We start from the raw sequence: 15,242 nt of genomic DNA on the forward strand, positions 1-15,242 counted from the left end.
AATTTGACACTATCCAAAACTATCTTTTTCTTGTAGTCTGATGATGTCTGTGTTACAATAATGTTATAGAGTAAGTAGTTAGTGACTGAAGGAGTGAGCGGCAACGCTCGCTCCTTTGTTACGAAAAAGGCAAAATTTTGAATAAGAGGTGAAGTATGAGCGCAATTATTGATAAAGTCACACCTTTAGTCCAACCCATTATTGAGGATTTAGGTTGCGAACTGGTAGATATCGAATACGTAAAAGAAGGTAGAAATTGGTACTTACGAATTTTTGCAGATAAAGAAGGTCGCATCGACATTGAAGACTGTGCTTTAATTAGTGAAAAAGTAGGGGAAGTATTGGATGGGATTAAACCAGATCCATTTCCAGAAGCTTACTTTTTAGAAGTATCTTCACCAGGCGCTGAAAAGCCTCTAAAAACAGAAGAGGCCATTCAAGCTGCAATAGGTGAGTATGTTCATTTTGACTACTATGTGCCACAACATGGTGAAAAGCAACATGAAGGTTTCTTAGTTGCAGTTGAAGATGACCATTATGAATTAGAAGTACGCATTAAGACAGCAACAAAAATACTTAATATTGATAAAAAAGCGGTCGCTAAGGCTCGATTAGCGATTCAATTTTAGTTGATTGAGGAGAAAAGGAAGATAATGAGTAAAGATTTAGTAAAAGCAATTCAAGTGCTAGAAGAAGAAAAAGGAATCTCACGTGCAGTGATTAAAGATGCCTTAGAAACAGCGTTAGAATTAGCTTACAAAAAAAATTATGACCAAGCGCAAAACGTTGAGGTTGAATTTAATGAAGAAAAAGGCTCGATTAAAGTATTTGCCGTTAAAGAGGTAGTAGAAGTTAACTACGATAGTACATTAGAAATTAGCCTGGAAGAAGCTCAAAAAATTAATCCAGTTTATGAAATTGGTGATAAAATACGTTTTGAAGTAACACCAAAAGATTTCGGTCGGATTGCAACACAAACAGCTAAACATGTTATTATGCAACGTATTCGTGAAGCAGAACGTGAAATTATATTTAATGAATATAGCCAATACTTAGATGAAGTATTAACGGGTACTGTTGAACGTCAAGATTATCGCTATGTTTATGTTAATTTAGGACGTGCCGAAGCAGTAATGCCGATTAATGAGCAAATCCCCGGTGAACAATTTACCATGGATGAGCGCATTATGGTATATGTGGCAAAAGTTGATAAAACAACTAAAGGCCCACAAGTAGTGGTAAGTCGTGCTCACGAAGGTTTCTTAAAACGTCTATTTGAAAAAGAAGTTCCGGAAATTTATTCTGGTATCGTTGAAATCATGAGCATTGCCCGTGAAGCTGGCGACCGTTCAAAAGTAGCGGTTCGCTCAAGAGATACTAATGTTGACCCGGTTGGTACTTGCGTGGGTCAAAAAGGACAACGTGTGCAAACAATCGTTAATGAGTTAAATGGTGAAAATATGGATATTGTACAATGGGATGAAGACCCAGCTGTATTCATTAAAAATGCGATGAATCCTGCAACGGTTGAAGAAGTTATCTTTGATGGCGACACTCCTTCTTGTATAGTGGTTGTACCAGATCACCAATTATCATTAGCTATTGGGAAAAAAGGTCAAAATGCGCGTTTAGCAGCACGTTTAACAAAACATAAAATTGATATTAAATCGGTAACTGCTTATAAAGAATACTTAGCGGAACAAGAAGCGTTAAAATCTGAATTAGCAGAAGACGAGGAAGCAACAGTTGAAGCAGTTGATTCAGTTACAACTGATGAAACAAACGAATTAGATACGACTGTAGAGGAAACAATTGGTGAAGTTGAAATGGCAATGGAAACCGCAAATGCAGATGCAGATGCAGAAGACTTAATCATTGAAACGATCACTGGTGACGTTGAAACCGTCGAAGAATTAGTTGAAGAGCTTGAAGCCGAAGAAGATATGGAAGGCTAATTTAGAAAATAGGTGAATCATCATAATGAAACAACAGCCGTCAAAACGAAAAGTTCCATTAAGAAAATGTACAGTTTCAGGAGAAATGTTTCCTAAAAAAGAATTAGTTCGTGTTGTCAAAACGAAAGAAGGAGACGTTTCGATTGATCCGACTGGACGTCAAAATGGACGCGGAGCTTATATTGGCTTAGATCCAGAATTAGCGAAACTAGCTAAGAAAAAACGAACATTTGATGCTGCTTTTAGTATGAAAATTAGTGACGAATTTTATGATGAATTGTATCGTTACATAGCACATCAAAAAGCACGTAAGGAATTATTCTAAAATGACTCCACAACAGAAAAAATTAAATTTACTTGGTCTAGCACTGCGTGCGGGATTTTTAGTCAGTGGCGATGAAATGGTTGAAAAAGCCATTAAAAATAATAGTGTTAAACTAGTCATTTGTGCTAGTGATGCGAGTAGTGCCACTATGGAACGTTATCAATCATTATGCGAAACATTTAATGCAAGATTGATTACTGAATTTACTAGAGAACAGATTTCGGATGCTATCGGCAAGAGCCGAACGATTTGTGCAATTGGAAATTCTGGTATGATTAAAAAATTCTTATCATATGAGGCTAAGTAAAATGATTAATAAATTAATGAAGAGAAACCTGTAATCGCAAAGGCTGACGGCGAATAAACTGTCTAGTACTTTGCAGAAGTAGGAAGGTGATTATATGACAGGAATTCGCGTATATGAATTTGCGAAACAAAATAAATTATCAAGTAAAGAAGTATTAGGATTGGCGAAAAAGAATGGGATTGAGTTCAACAGCCATATGTCCATGATGGATGAAAACCAACAAAAGACTTTGTTAAATAAGTTAAATCCCGCTAATACCGCTAAGAAAACTAATCATTCACAACAAGATAAGAAAGCAAAACAACCACATAACGGTAAAGCTATGAGTGAAGAGGTAAAAATGGCAGAGAAAAAAGAAAACAATCAAGCAACAAAACAAACAATGGACAATTCTAGTAAAGGAAAAGCTAAGCCTAGAAAATTAGTTGAAGAAGTTGAGAATGATGAAGATATCCCTGCGATTAAGAAAGCAACCAAAGGTGCAAAAGCTAACAAAGATAAAGCACCAGTAAAAAAAGTTAAAAATAAAGCAGATGATGCAGGGGAAAATAAAAAAGCATTTGAGCCTCGAGGACGTCGCAACCGCCGTCGTGGTCGTAATAACAAAAACAATCAACAACAAACACAATCCAAAGGAATTACACAACGTAAGTATAAAGAATTACCTGAGAAGTTAGTGTATACCGAAGGAATGAATATTCAAGATATTGCGAAATTAATTTATCGTGATGCTTCTGAAATCATCAAAAAATTATTAATGCTAGGAGTTATGGCTAACCAAAACCAAGCATTATCTAAAGATATCATTGAATTAATTGCTTTAGAATACGGAATTGAACCGGAAGAAAAAGTTGTCATTGATAAATCTGATTTGGAAGTTTATTTCAATGAAGAAGAAGTTAATGAAGAAGAATTAACAACACGTCCACCAGTTGTAACCATTATGGGACACGTTGACCATGGTAAAACAACTCTATTAGACCAATTAAGAAATTCTCGCGTAACAGAAGGCGAAGCCGGCGGCATTACGCAACATATTGGGGCTTACCAAGTTCAATTACAAGGTAAAACCATCACGTTCTTGGATACGCCAGGACACGAGGCTTTCACGACGATGCGTGCTCGTGGTGCGAATGTTACGGATATTTCAATTATCGTAGTCGCTGCTGATGACGGTGTGATGCCACAAACAGTAGAAGCAATCAACCATGCTAAAGCGGCTGATGTCCCAATTATTGTGGCAGTTAACAAAATCGATAAACCAACTGCTAATCCAGATCGTGTTATGCAAGAAATGACTGAACATGGTTTAATCCCAGAAGACTGGGGTGGCGATACTATCTTTGTCCCAATCTCAGCTAAATTTAATCAAAATATCGACGAATTATTAGAAATGATTTTATTAGTAGCTGAAGTTCAAGAGTTAAAAGCGAACGCCAATCGTTTAGCAATCGGTTCAGTGATTGATGCTCGTTTAGATAAAGCAACGGGTGCGACGGCGACATTATTAGTACAAGAAGGTACACTAAATGTAGGAGATCCAATCGTAGTAGGAAATACTTATGGTAAAGTACGTACGATGTTAAATGATACCGGTCGTCGTATTCGTCAAGCAGGTCCAGCTACCCCAGTTGAAATTACTGGTTTAAATGATGCACCACAAGCCGGTGACTTATTCGTAGTCTTCCCAGATGAAAAATCAGCTCGTCAAGCTGGTGAAGAGCGTGCTAGACGTGCATTAGAAGAACATCGTGATGCTAATAAGAAAGTAACGTTAGATAATTTATTCGAAAGCTTACAAGAAGGCGATTTAAAATCGGTTAACGTCATTATTAAAGCGGATGTTCAAGGTTCAGCTGAAGCATTAAATGCTTCTTTACAAAAAATTGATGTGGAAGGTGTTCGCGTAAATACAATTCACCAAGCAGTTGGAGCTATCAATGAAAGTGACATTTCATTAGCAGCAGCTTCAGGTGCGATTGTGATTGGATTTAACGTGCGTCCGACCCCTCAAGCACGTGCACAAGCAGAACAAGAACAAATTGATATTCGTTTACACCGAATCATTTATAATGTTATCGATGAAATTGAAACAGCGATGAAAGGTATGTTAGAACCAGAATATGTTGAAGAAATCACTGGACAATTAGTGGTTCGTGAAACGTATACTGTTTCTAAATTAGGAACGATTGCCGGGGCATATGTTTTAGATGGCTATATTCGTCGTAATTCAAAAGTCCGTGTAATACGTGATAACATCGTCATCTATGATGGGGAATTAGCGAGCTTAAAACGATTCAAAGATGATGCACGTGAAGTTACGAAAGGCTTTGAATGTGGGGTTATGATTGAGAAGTACAATGATATCCGTGTAGATGATATTATTGAACCTTACCATATGGTAGAAGTAGAAAGAAAATAAGATAGCACCACGCATAACAGTTTGAGTCTTAGCAATAGTTAGAGTCGAAAGATAGGATAGTTCTTCCACTCATCCAATTTTAAGTGAGTGGAAGTTATCTATTAAGAGGAGGCTAATCATGGCAAATTTCAGACATGGTCGTGTTAAACAAGAAATTTTAAGAGAAGTTAACCGTATTTTAATGCGTGAGATTAAAGATCCGCGCGTAGAAGGTGTGACCATTACCGATGTTGAATTGACAGGTGACTTACAACAAGCAACGATTTATTATAGTACACTTTCTGATAAAGCTGGCGCTCGTCAAAAAGAGCAAGCTGGTTTAGAAGCAGTGACAGGCAAAGTGCGTTCAGAACTAGGTAAAGCCATTAAGCTTTATAAAGTACCGGAGCTTAAATTTGAACGTGATACCTCTGTTGATTATGGTAATCGTATTGATGCTTTATTAGATAAAATTAAACAATCAGACGAAATCACCTATGAAGGTGAATAAAATCTGATATTAATGACTGTACAAAACTTATTTAGTTTTGGCAGTCCTTTTTTTATGTGTGCCCATTATGCGTGTAAAGTTGACGATTTAAGACCACTAGTTTAACACATTTTAAACAGTGATAACTTAAGTCAAACCGTCTTAGTAAGACTTTACAATAGGAACAGTTAGCTATTTCATTCATGAAAAAGAATAATTTATAAAATGATATTGGTTTTTAGTTTTTAATTCACCATTATTTTCCGTTCAATAAACACTAAATTGAGCTTAATAGAAATTCGTGCGTAACAAATAAGAGTGTGATATAATAGCAAGGATATGAACACTATAGGAGTTGAATCAATGAGAGTTTTACATATAATGAGTGGTTTCGGAGGCGGTATTTCATCTTTTATTTATAATAAAGCTATTGCCCTTAATGACAAAAATATTGTGTTTGATGTCGCCACTTATGATGAGTGTTCTACATTGTTTACGGATGCGATTCATAGTATGGGTGGGCAAATATACCGTCTTGAAAATCCCAAAAAAGTAGGTTGGAGAAAATTTAAAACAACCTTTGAAAAAATCTTAAATGAACACGATTATCAAGCGATTCATTGTCATATAACTGGCTACCGGGCTCTAGCTTATTTTCTAGTTAGTCGTCATTATGTGAAACACTTCTTCCTACATGCCCATATGACAAAAGCTTTACATGTTACAGGATTTAAACAAAAATTACTGCGTAAGTTAGATCAAACGATTAATAAATTTATTACAGATAGTTATGTCGGTTGCGGTCGCTTAGCTAATATAGCTATTTACGGTCCGATACCAGTGGAACAAATGATGGTGATTCCTAATAGTATTTCGACTGAAAGGTATTTACTATCTGATGATGAATTTGAGCAGAGACGCAATCAGTTAAAAGCTCAATATGGTTTAGATGATCAAACATTCGTGATTGGTCAAATCGGGCGTTTACATAAAGTGAAAAATCAAGAACACACGCTTCGCTTAGCGGAGTATATTCGTAAATATCAATTAAAAGCAAAAATCTTTATTATTGGTTCAGGAGCAGATTTCGAATCACTCAATCAATTGGTAGCAACAAAGGATTTAAAGGATTATGTGACCTTTTTAGGTAGAATTGATCAAACCGAAACAGTGATGCCAATGTTAGATGTGCTCATTATGCCGTCATTGTATGAAGGCTTACCAACTGTTGTCGTAGAAGCTCAAACAGTTGGGATTCCTTGTTTGATGAGTGACACCATTACGGATGAAGTCGATTTCGATAAAGGACAAGTAGATTATCTTTCATTAAATGAACCAATAGAAAAGTGGTACCAATCATTGAAAGGCCTGAGTCAAGTACCACGACTATCTAAAAATGAAAGAGAACAAATATTGGTTGAACGAGGTTTTACAAACGAGCAATCGGCTCAAATTTACCTTGATTTTTTAAATCAAAAGATTAATAGCTATTTAATTAAATAGGAGAAAAGAATGAAACATTTTATTAAACGATTGTTAGGGTTCAGTTTAGGCCCTGTATTTGGTGCGTTTATCTCATTTATCCAAATACCAATCATCACTTATTTTATCTCGAAAGCAGAGTATGGAAAGGCTAGCTTATTCTCGAGTTTAATTGTAGCACTGCCTAATTATATTTATATTGGACTTGACCAGGCTTATACAAGAGAATACCAAGAAGCCGATGATAAAAAACAATTGATTCAACAAGCCGCCTTAATTCCAATGATTGTCGGCATATTATTGTTTATCGTGTCAATTGTTTTTGCACCAGAAATTTCCAATTGGTTATTTGATAGCCCTGAATATACTTACATTGTCCTCTATGGTGGTGTGTGGGTTTTAGCAACGATTATTGAACGCTTTATTTTATTATCGATTCGGATGGAAGAAAGAGCGATTGAGTTTTCTAGCTTTTCAATGATTTTAAAATTTAATGTTTTCGTATTATCCATGCTTTTAATTTGGATGGGGTGGCGAGATTTTAAAGTCATTGTTTATGGGTTAATCTTTGGTCAATTACTGGGCGATGTGGTCCTTTTCTGGCGTTATCGTCACTATCTTGATATTAGAGGCTTTAAACTGAATCGTGAGATAATTGTACGAATGTTAAAATTTGGTTTACCCTTGATGGTGGCCATCTCATTAACCAATTCGTTGACTTTAGTGGATAAAATCTTCATTAAAAACTATACGACTTTAGAAGACGTCGCAATTTATGGGGCAGCCTCAACGATTATTGCGGTTATTGGTGTCGTTAAAACAGCTTTTACCTCTTTCTGGATACCAACTGCTTATCGTTGGCATGAGGAGCAGAAGGAGATTCGTCACTTTAAATTTGTAAGTGATGCAGTCTTGTTTTTATTAACGGGTATCTTTTTTGGATTATTATTATTTAAAGATTTAATTGCTTATATCGTGGTAGCGGAAGCTTATCGCGATGTCAAATATATTTTTGGTCTATTAGCGTTCCCACAAATTATGTATACTTTATCTGAGACAACCAATTTAGGAATTGTCTTCTCTAGAAAAACATATTTGAATATCATTGTTAGTGTTTTAACTTTTTTACCTAGTATGGTATTAAATTTAGTCCTTACGCCTGTTTGGGGGTATCGTGGGGCAGCAGCTGCTTCATTTGCAGCTTATATTATGTTTTACTTTTCGAGAACTTATTTATCAAACCGTGTTGGCTTTGGATTTAGTCAAGTGAAACCGACAATTTCGATTATCATTATGTCGATTGCGGCTTTTCTAAATGTGTTTGAATTACCGTATATAGAATGGTACACTTTAGGCTTAGGTTTATTAGCATTAGTAGCACAGTGGTCGACCGTTCAACAAGCAATTGAAATAAAAAATGATAGTAAAAATTGGGACTTTACCTAGTTACGTCTCGTAGTAATCATTATAGAAAACAGAGAGACTCAGAAGGATGTGAAATGACCTTCTAAATATATTTTACGAGGAGGGAATGACAAAGCGTGCAACTTTATGTTTTAATATTAGTAATGGCTGTCTTCTTAGGAAGTAAATTGCTTGCCATTCCAACACCATTCGCCCAAATGACAATTTACCGATTACTAGCGATAGGGGTGCCAGTCATTTTGACCTATCAAGTGGCGATAAAAAAGAAAAATTTAGTTATCATACCTAATAGTGATGGTACTCGTGCTTTAGTTGGCTATCTTTTATGGTGGCTATATGCCTTATTATCGGTTATTTGGGTGGTTGATATTGTTAGTTGGTTCCAGGCAATGTTTTTAATGAGTTTGGGATTGTTCGTGATGCTAGCTCTTTATTTTTGGGTTACAAGCGAAAGACAATGGCAAACCTTAATTTACGGAGTCTGGTTTATGATCTGTACCCAAGTTATATGGGGATATCATGAAATTCTCACCGGTAAATATTTATTTGCTAATTTAGACAAGTTAGATAAGTATCGTACCTTTGATCGGATTCCATCAACGCGTATGCCGATTACCTATTTCGCTAATCAAAATGATTATGCCACTTTATTATTAGCATTTATCGCGATTTCTACTATTTGTTATCACCGCACTCAATCATTTTGGTTAAAAATAACAACGATTTTATTTGGTGGAGCCGCCAGTTATTTAATTTATCGTACGGATTCACGGATGGCTTTATTGGTATTATTGATGACGATTGGATTATATACGATTTTTCAATTTAATTTTAACTTAAAAAGAAAACATTGGCTTATTCTTTTAGTCGGTGGCTTAATGATGGTCATAGGGATTTTCTTTTTAAAGCCTACTCTAGGTAAGAGTATTATGACGATGTTATTATCACAACAAAACTATGTCTTATCTGGGGACGGTGCAAGAATCAACCTTTGGAAAAATGGGTTAATCTTTTTAGCTGAGACCTATGGCTTGGGTGTCGGAGCAGGAAATATCGAAACGTGGATGGCACAGGTACCTTATTATCCTATCAATGGATTAGTGAATATTCACAATTGGTGGATCGAAATATTAGTCGCATATGGATTGGTATCTTTTATTATTTACATAGGTGTCTATTTTATCTTAGTGAGAAAACTTTGGATAATGTCCAAAACGAATAATCACCAACAAAGACAAACATCATTAGGTTTGTTAGTTTTTATGATAACATTTATCTTTTCTAGTATAACAAGTGCTTCCAATATGTTAATTGAATGGCATTGGATTATCTTTGCACTTATTATAAGTTATGTTAACATTATTGAGGTCAGAATGAATAAGGGGTGTAAGCGATGAGTTTAGTCACGATTATTAGTGAATTAATCAGATTTTTAAAAGACTATGCCTTAAAAATAATTTTAAGTGCATTATTAATAGGATTGACAGTTGCCAGTGCGCGCTATTTTTTTGGTGGATTTGAAACACCTGAAATAGAGGCAGCTTATCAAGATTTAAAACAACGATATGAGCAAGAACCAGCAGAATTTCAAATTATTTTGACGAATGCAGAAGGTGCTTTCTTTAGCAATTCATTTTTAATTGATGAATATTTTGGACAGCCTGAAGTGGTTGAAAAAATTGAAAAAGAAACGGGTATTCAATTTGCTGGATGGATTGAAAATGAAAACTTATTAGAATTAATAAAAACGAATCAGTTTCGTGGAGGAATGGCGGCCTTAAGAGATGGTTCGACGGAAATGATTACAATACGGGTGGCGGTCGGAAAGTCGGCTGAGGAAAACTTAAAAATTGCTCAAGCCTATCAACATTTAATCGTTGAAGAAACCTTACCGTTTTTAGAATCTTATAAAGTCTCACTGGTTAACAAAGCCGAAATTGGCGAACAGTTATCGGAGTTAAAATTTCCTAATTTAGCTAATATTGAAACATTGGAACATTATAACCGCATTTCTACGCGTTCAGCCATTGTTTTTGGGGTGGCTGGTGCAATTGGTGGGGCAGTATTGACGGCTTTAGCATTATTCTTCTTACGTTTATTTAAATCAAAAATTGGTTATGCATTTGATTATAGTTGGGCAATGGAAGATTGTCATTTTATATTCAATCGTACGAATACTGAACATGAAGCGGATGTTGTAGCGTTTATGTCAATCCCTAAACGTGATCATCGTTATGTCGTAATTCAAGGTGATCCAGAAAAATTATTGCCGGTAGAAGATCAAAAGGATTTAATCTTTGTAACAAAAGTACAAGATATCCAAGATGATGTTGATGAGATTATCTTTGTAATTTATGCTAATCAAACGGACAAAGCTTGGTATAATGAACAATACCATATGGCAAAATTATACGATGTTCCTGTTAAAATTATGCAATTGATGTAGAAGGTGACTTTATGGACAAAGGATTAGTTTCAATTGTGACGCCGGTATACAATGCTGAAAAATTTATTAAACAAACAATTGAAAGTGTGCTAAATCAAACTTTTGCTAATTTCGAATACATTTTGGTCGATGATCAAAGTCAAGACCATTCGGTCGCAATCATTGAATCATACGCCAAGCAAGATATGCGCATTAAATTTATACAATTAGAACAAAATAGTGGTGCCGCTGTGGCGCGTAATACGGGCATAGCCGCTGCTAAAGGGCAGTATATCGCCTTTATCGATAGTGATGATTGTTGGGCACCCTCAAAATTAAATGAACAAATTAAATTTATGCAGGACCATCAATATGCCTTTACTTATACCAGTTTTTCACTAGTAGATGAAGCAGGACAGACACTTAAAGAAGCAACGCCGATACCTGAGAGTTTAACTTATCATCAATTACTAAAAAACACTGCCATTGCTTGTTCAACTGTTGTGATAGATCGTGCTATAGTTGGCGATTTTCGGATGCCTTTGGTGCGTAAAGGTCAAGATACCGCTACTTGGCTAATGTTAATGCGTGAACGCAATGTAAAAGCCTATGGCTTAGATCGAGTTTTAAATGAGTATCGTCAAGTTGCCGGTTCGATCTCGAGTGACCGTTGGGGCGCTTTAAAAAGAACATGGAATACTTATTATAATTTAGAACAATTACCTTTACCAAAAGCAGTTTATTACTTTTGTTGGTATGTTTGGAACGCCATACGCAGAAGATTATAATTATTAAATTTTTTATAAACATAGAAAAAACATTTGATTTATTGCTTAATAGATGATATTAAATAATAAGTTAGAAGTTCTTTTCTGTGTTTTTTTATTTTAACATTTATTTTTTAGACCTAAAATGTTATGATAACGATAATATAAAGCACAAGATTAATGGTAGGATGTGGCATATGAATATCAAGCGTAAATTAATTTTAGGAATTATTGGCGGTCTCATTGCTTTAACCGGCATCTTCTTTTTTGCGAAAAACACTTTTTTCCCAACACAACAAGATGAGATGATGGGGAGCGAAAATATGGACCTGGGGCCAGATGGCATGCCGGTTGAAGGCGAAATGGCCTATACATTATATAATTTATTCAGACAAGATCCCGTTACTGTGGATGCGAGTGTAAAATTAAAGACCGATACCGCGTATTTTTATCAAGCGGATTTAGGTGAAATTGAAGCCATTTTAGTTAAAGATGGACAAAAAGTAACCAAAGGCACCACTTTATATAATTACAAGCAAACCTCAAAAGAAAATCAATATGCTCTTGAGGATTTATACCGCGAGCAAACGAAATTATATAATACCCGCCAAGCATTAATTAAACAGTTAAGTGATTATACAGGCGGAGAATATAATTATCAAGGGGATCAAATTGCGTATTATTGGGGAAATGATGGTAAACAAGTCTATTACATTGTCAAAGAAATTGGCAAATCAACCTCGCCTTCAGTCAATGTTCCGGCTAATACCAACACTGATAGCTCACTTTCTCAAGATAGTCCTGAAGGTGCACTCGATACCGGTGGTATGGAGATGTCAGCAATGGAATCAGCAACAGATCCTAGTGAAGGTATTAAAGAACAAATCCGTCAAGTCAATGAGCAAATTGAAGAATTAGAAATTAAATTAATTCGTCAACAAGAATTACAAAATAATAAAGTTCTCGCTAAGACCGATGGGATTGCGATGGTTAACCCAGATGCCAAAGATAATCCTAATGTACCTGTAGTACGCATTGTGTCTGAAGAAAGCTCCGTTGTCGGGAGTGTAACGGAATACGATTTTTATGCTTTAGCAGAAGATCGTGCCGTCAATATTTATATACCAGCAGAGGATCGGACCGTAACGGGTAAGATTGTGGATTATGATAAAATTCCTTCTTATAGCGGAACCAATGGACAAACTGATTCAGCTGAAGGTCTAGCAGCTTCTAACCCAGGTGGTGGCAGCAATGCGAGTCAATTTAGTTTTGTTGTACAACCCGATGAACCTTTACAAACTGGTTTTTCTGCTAAAGTGAATATCACATTACCAGGTTTTGCGATACCTTCTGATGCGATTGTTGAAGAAGGGGAAGATCATTATGTCTTTTTATATTTAGACGGTAAAGCAGTCAAAACAAAAATTGAATTGATGACTCAAGGTTTACAAAAAGTGGTCTTAAAAGGGTTGAATGAGGGGGATCAATTGATCATGTATCCTTATGACTTAACCGATGGTCAAGCAGTGTCGGTGGTTGACCCGATGGCCATGCCTCCAGCAGAAGAGCCAATGGATGGGGATGTGCAATAGTATGACTAGCGAAATGCAACAGCAACCGCTCATTGAAATGAAAAAAATCAACAAATATTATCAAGTGGGGGAGCATCAATTACATGTTTTACGTGATATTGATTTATCAATTTTTCGCAATGAGTTTGTGACCATTATGGGACCCTCAGGCTCTGGAAAATCCACTTTAATTAATGTTTTAGGATTTTTAGATAATAAGTTCGAAGGCCATTATAATTTTGATGGTAAACCAGTAGAAGCAAGAACCGATAAACAAATTTCTGTTTTACGTAATGAAATGGTTGGTTTTGTCTTTCAAGATTTTAATTTAATTCCGACTATGACGGTCAATGAAAATATACGTTTACCACTGTTATATAAAGGTATGCCGGCTAGAAAAACTAAAGAAAGAGTTCAACAAGCTCTAGAGAGTGTCGGTTTAGGTAGTAAGTTTAATAGCCGTCCACATGAATTATCCGGGGGTCAAAAGCAACGAATTGCCATCGCAAGGGCATTAATTAACCAACCACGATTTATTATCGCTGATGAACCGACGGGCGCATTGGATACTAAAACCTCCAAAGTGATTATGGATATCTTAGCCCGTTTACATCGTGAACAAGGGGTAACAGTAGTATTAGTAACTCACGATCCTAACTTACAAGCTTATGCGACTCGAAAAGTGCGTATTGTCGATGGGCAAATTCATTCGAATGAAGTGAGTGAAGCCACTTATGAATTAAGTGAAAAACCATTAGTTTTTGATGAGGTGTTAAATAATGAGGATGAGTGAAATTTTTAAATCGTCGTTATCAACCTTAAAAATGAATGGTCGACGAACGTTTTTAACGATGATTGGTATTATCATCGGCATTGCAGCGGTTATTACAATATTAAGTCTGGGGAATGGTTTTCGTAAGAAAACTTTGGATGAATTAGCACAAGATTCCAAGGGCCGTCCCAGTCAAATGTTCCATTTTAATGTATCCAATATGGATGTAGACTGGTCAAAATTAGATCCATTTGATACAAATACTTTGGATGGCATCCGTCAAATTCCAGGCGTTGATGAAGTCGTCCCATCTTCTGATGATGAGGATTCTGTTGATTATGCTACTTTGGATTTTGCCAATAAAGAATCCAAGACCTATGGCACAAAATATCTCGATGTAACGAATCAGCAAATATTATATGGGCGGAATCTATATGACTATGACTCTAAAGGAGCTAAACGTAATGTTATTATTGACGACATCGTTGCCGCCGATATTTTTGAAAATCCAGAAAAAGCGATTCATCAATCCATTAAGATTGATGGGACCAGTTATATGATTGTCGGAGTCTATGCAACAGAGTTAACGGAAAAAGAAATCGAAGACATCCAAAATTACGGTTTTGGCGGTTCTGATGCACCTCAAGTCATTATTCCTAGAGGAACTAATAAATTACTCAATCCCAATGCGAATGTGGACTTTAGTATTAAGGCATTTTATAAACCAGACTCCAATGTCAGTGGCATTAGTCGGAAAATCGCGGATTATTTAAAAGAAAATGGATCTGAGAAAGAAAACGGTACTTATGAATATTTCGATATGTCTGAAATGATGGAATCGATTGGTCAACAAGTGTCAATGGTAACCTACTTTATTGGAGCGGTGGCGGGAATTTCTTTATTTATCGCCGGAGTAGGCGTAATGAATATGATGTATATTTCTGTTTCTGAACGAACCAAAGAAATTGGGATACGTCGTTCCTTGGGAGCTACCCAAAATAGTATTCAATGGCAGTTTTTATTGGAAGGTATATCCATCACGACTTTAGGCGGTCTTATTGGATATCTGTTTGGTGTTGGTATTGCGATTATAGCAGGCAATTTCTTGCCGTTTAAAGCCTTAATCGATGTGCCGACAGCTTTAATTAGTGTCTCAATTTCTGTTTTAATTGGCATTAGTTTTAGTGTTTTCCCGGCTAGAGCTGCCGCTAGAAAAAACGTGGTTGAAATATTACGTTAAGATAAGTGATTAAAGGCGTAGATACTTGAGTAAGTCGAGTATTTGCTCCTTATTTTCATAAAATATTTCATTAAGACTCTGC

General features: G+C 36.0%; 14 protein-coding genes. All 14 read left to right on the top strand.

Annotated elements, in window-relative coordinates:
- Positions 1–155: 155 nt before the first annotated feature.
- Positions 156–629, top strand: a complete 474-nt coding sequence (gene rimP, locus GSA01S_RS05780; RefSeq protein ID WP_066125735.1) for a ribosome maturation factor RimP — start codon at positions 156–158, stop codon at positions 627–629.
- Between the two features lie 24 nt (positions 630–653).
- Positions 654–1,955, top strand: coding sequence for a transcription termination factor NusA (nusA, locus tag GSA01S_RS05785; RefSeq protein ID WP_066125737.1), 1,302 nt, complete (start codon positions 654–656; stop codon positions 1,953–1,955).
- A 25-nt stretch (positions 1,956–1,980) separates the two neighbouring features.
- A complete protein-coding gene (gene rnpM, locus GSA01S_RS05790; RefSeq protein WP_066125739.1) occupies positions 1,981–2,280 on the top strand; it encodes an RNase P modulator RnpM in 300 nt (99 codons plus the stop codon).
- 1 nt (position 2,281) lies between these two features.
- Positions 2,282–2,587 carry a L7Ae/L30e/S12e/Gadd45 family ribosomal protein gene (locus GSA01S_RS05795; protein ID WP_066125741.1) on the top strand — a complete coding sequence of 102 codons (306 nt, stop codon included), beginning with the start codon at positions 2,282–2,284 and terminating at the stop codon, positions 2,585–2,587.
- A gap of 94 nt (positions 2,588–2,681) precedes the next feature.
- Positions 2,682–5,009, top strand: a complete 2,328-nt coding sequence (gene infB / locus GSA01S_RS05800) for a translation initiation factor IF-2 (RefSeq protein ID WP_066125743.1) — start codon at positions 2,682–2,684, stop codon at positions 5,007–5,009.
- A gap of 118 nt (positions 5,010–5,127) precedes the next feature.
- Entirely contained in the window at positions 5,128–5,499 is a 372-nt protein-coding gene (gene rbfA, locus GSA01S_RS05805; protein WP_066125744.1) for a 30S ribosome-binding factor RbfA, read from the top strand.
- A gap of 342 nt (positions 5,500–5,841) precedes the next feature.
- Positions 5,842–6,981: a glycosyltransferase gene (locus GSA01S_RS05810; protein ID WP_066125746.1), complete on the top strand. Its 1,140-nt coding sequence runs from the start codon at positions 5,842–5,844 to the stop codon at positions 6,979–6,981.
- A 9-nt stretch (positions 6,982–6,990) separates the two neighbouring features.
- A complete protein-coding gene (locus tag GSA01S_RS05815) occupies positions 6,991–8,406 on the top strand; it encodes a lipopolysaccharide biosynthesis protein (RefSeq protein ID WP_066125747.1) in 1,416 nt (471 codons plus the stop codon).
- A 95-nt stretch (positions 8,407–8,501) separates the two neighbouring features.
- Entirely contained in the window at positions 8,502–9,782 is a 1,281-nt protein-coding gene (locus GSA01S_RS05820) for an O-antigen ligase family protein (protein ID WP_066125749.1), read from the top strand.
- Complete coding sequence (locus GSA01S_RS05825) at positions 9,779–10,831, top strand: hypothetical protein (RefSeq protein ID WP_066125751.1); 1,053 nt, start codon at positions 9,779–9,781, stop codon at positions 10,829–10,831. Before GSA01S_RS05820 ends, GSA01S_RS05825 begins: the two co-directional genes overlap by 4 nt.
- Positions 10,832–10,842: 11 nt before the next feature.
- Entirely contained in the window at positions 10,843–11,598 is a 756-nt protein-coding gene (locus GSA01S_RS05830; protein WP_066125753.1) for a glycosyltransferase family 2 protein, read from the top strand.
- Between the two features lie 176 nt (positions 11,599–11,774).
- A complete protein-coding gene (locus tag GSA01S_RS05835; protein WP_066125755.1) occupies positions 11,775–13,169 on the top strand; it encodes an efflux RND transporter periplasmic adaptor subunit in 1,395 nt (464 codons plus the stop codon).
- Position 13,170: 1 nt separating this feature from the next.
- Entirely contained in the window at positions 13,171–13,941 is a 771-nt protein-coding gene (locus GSA01S_RS05840; protein WP_066125756.1) for an ABC transporter ATP-binding protein, read from the top strand.
- Positions 13,934–15,160, top strand: coding sequence for an ABC transporter permease (locus GSA01S_RS05845; protein ID WP_245631279.1), 1,227 nt, complete (start codon positions 13,934–13,936; stop codon positions 15,158–15,160). Before GSA01S_RS05840 ends, GSA01S_RS05845 begins: the two co-directional genes overlap by 8 nt.
- Positions 15,161–15,242: the final 82 nt, after the last annotated feature.

Origin of the sequence: Globicatella sanguinis NBRC 15551 (genome assembly GCF_001552295.1) — a bacterium.
GTDB lineage: Bacteria > Bacillota > Bacilli > Lactobacillales > Aerococcaceae > Globicatella > Globicatella sanguinis.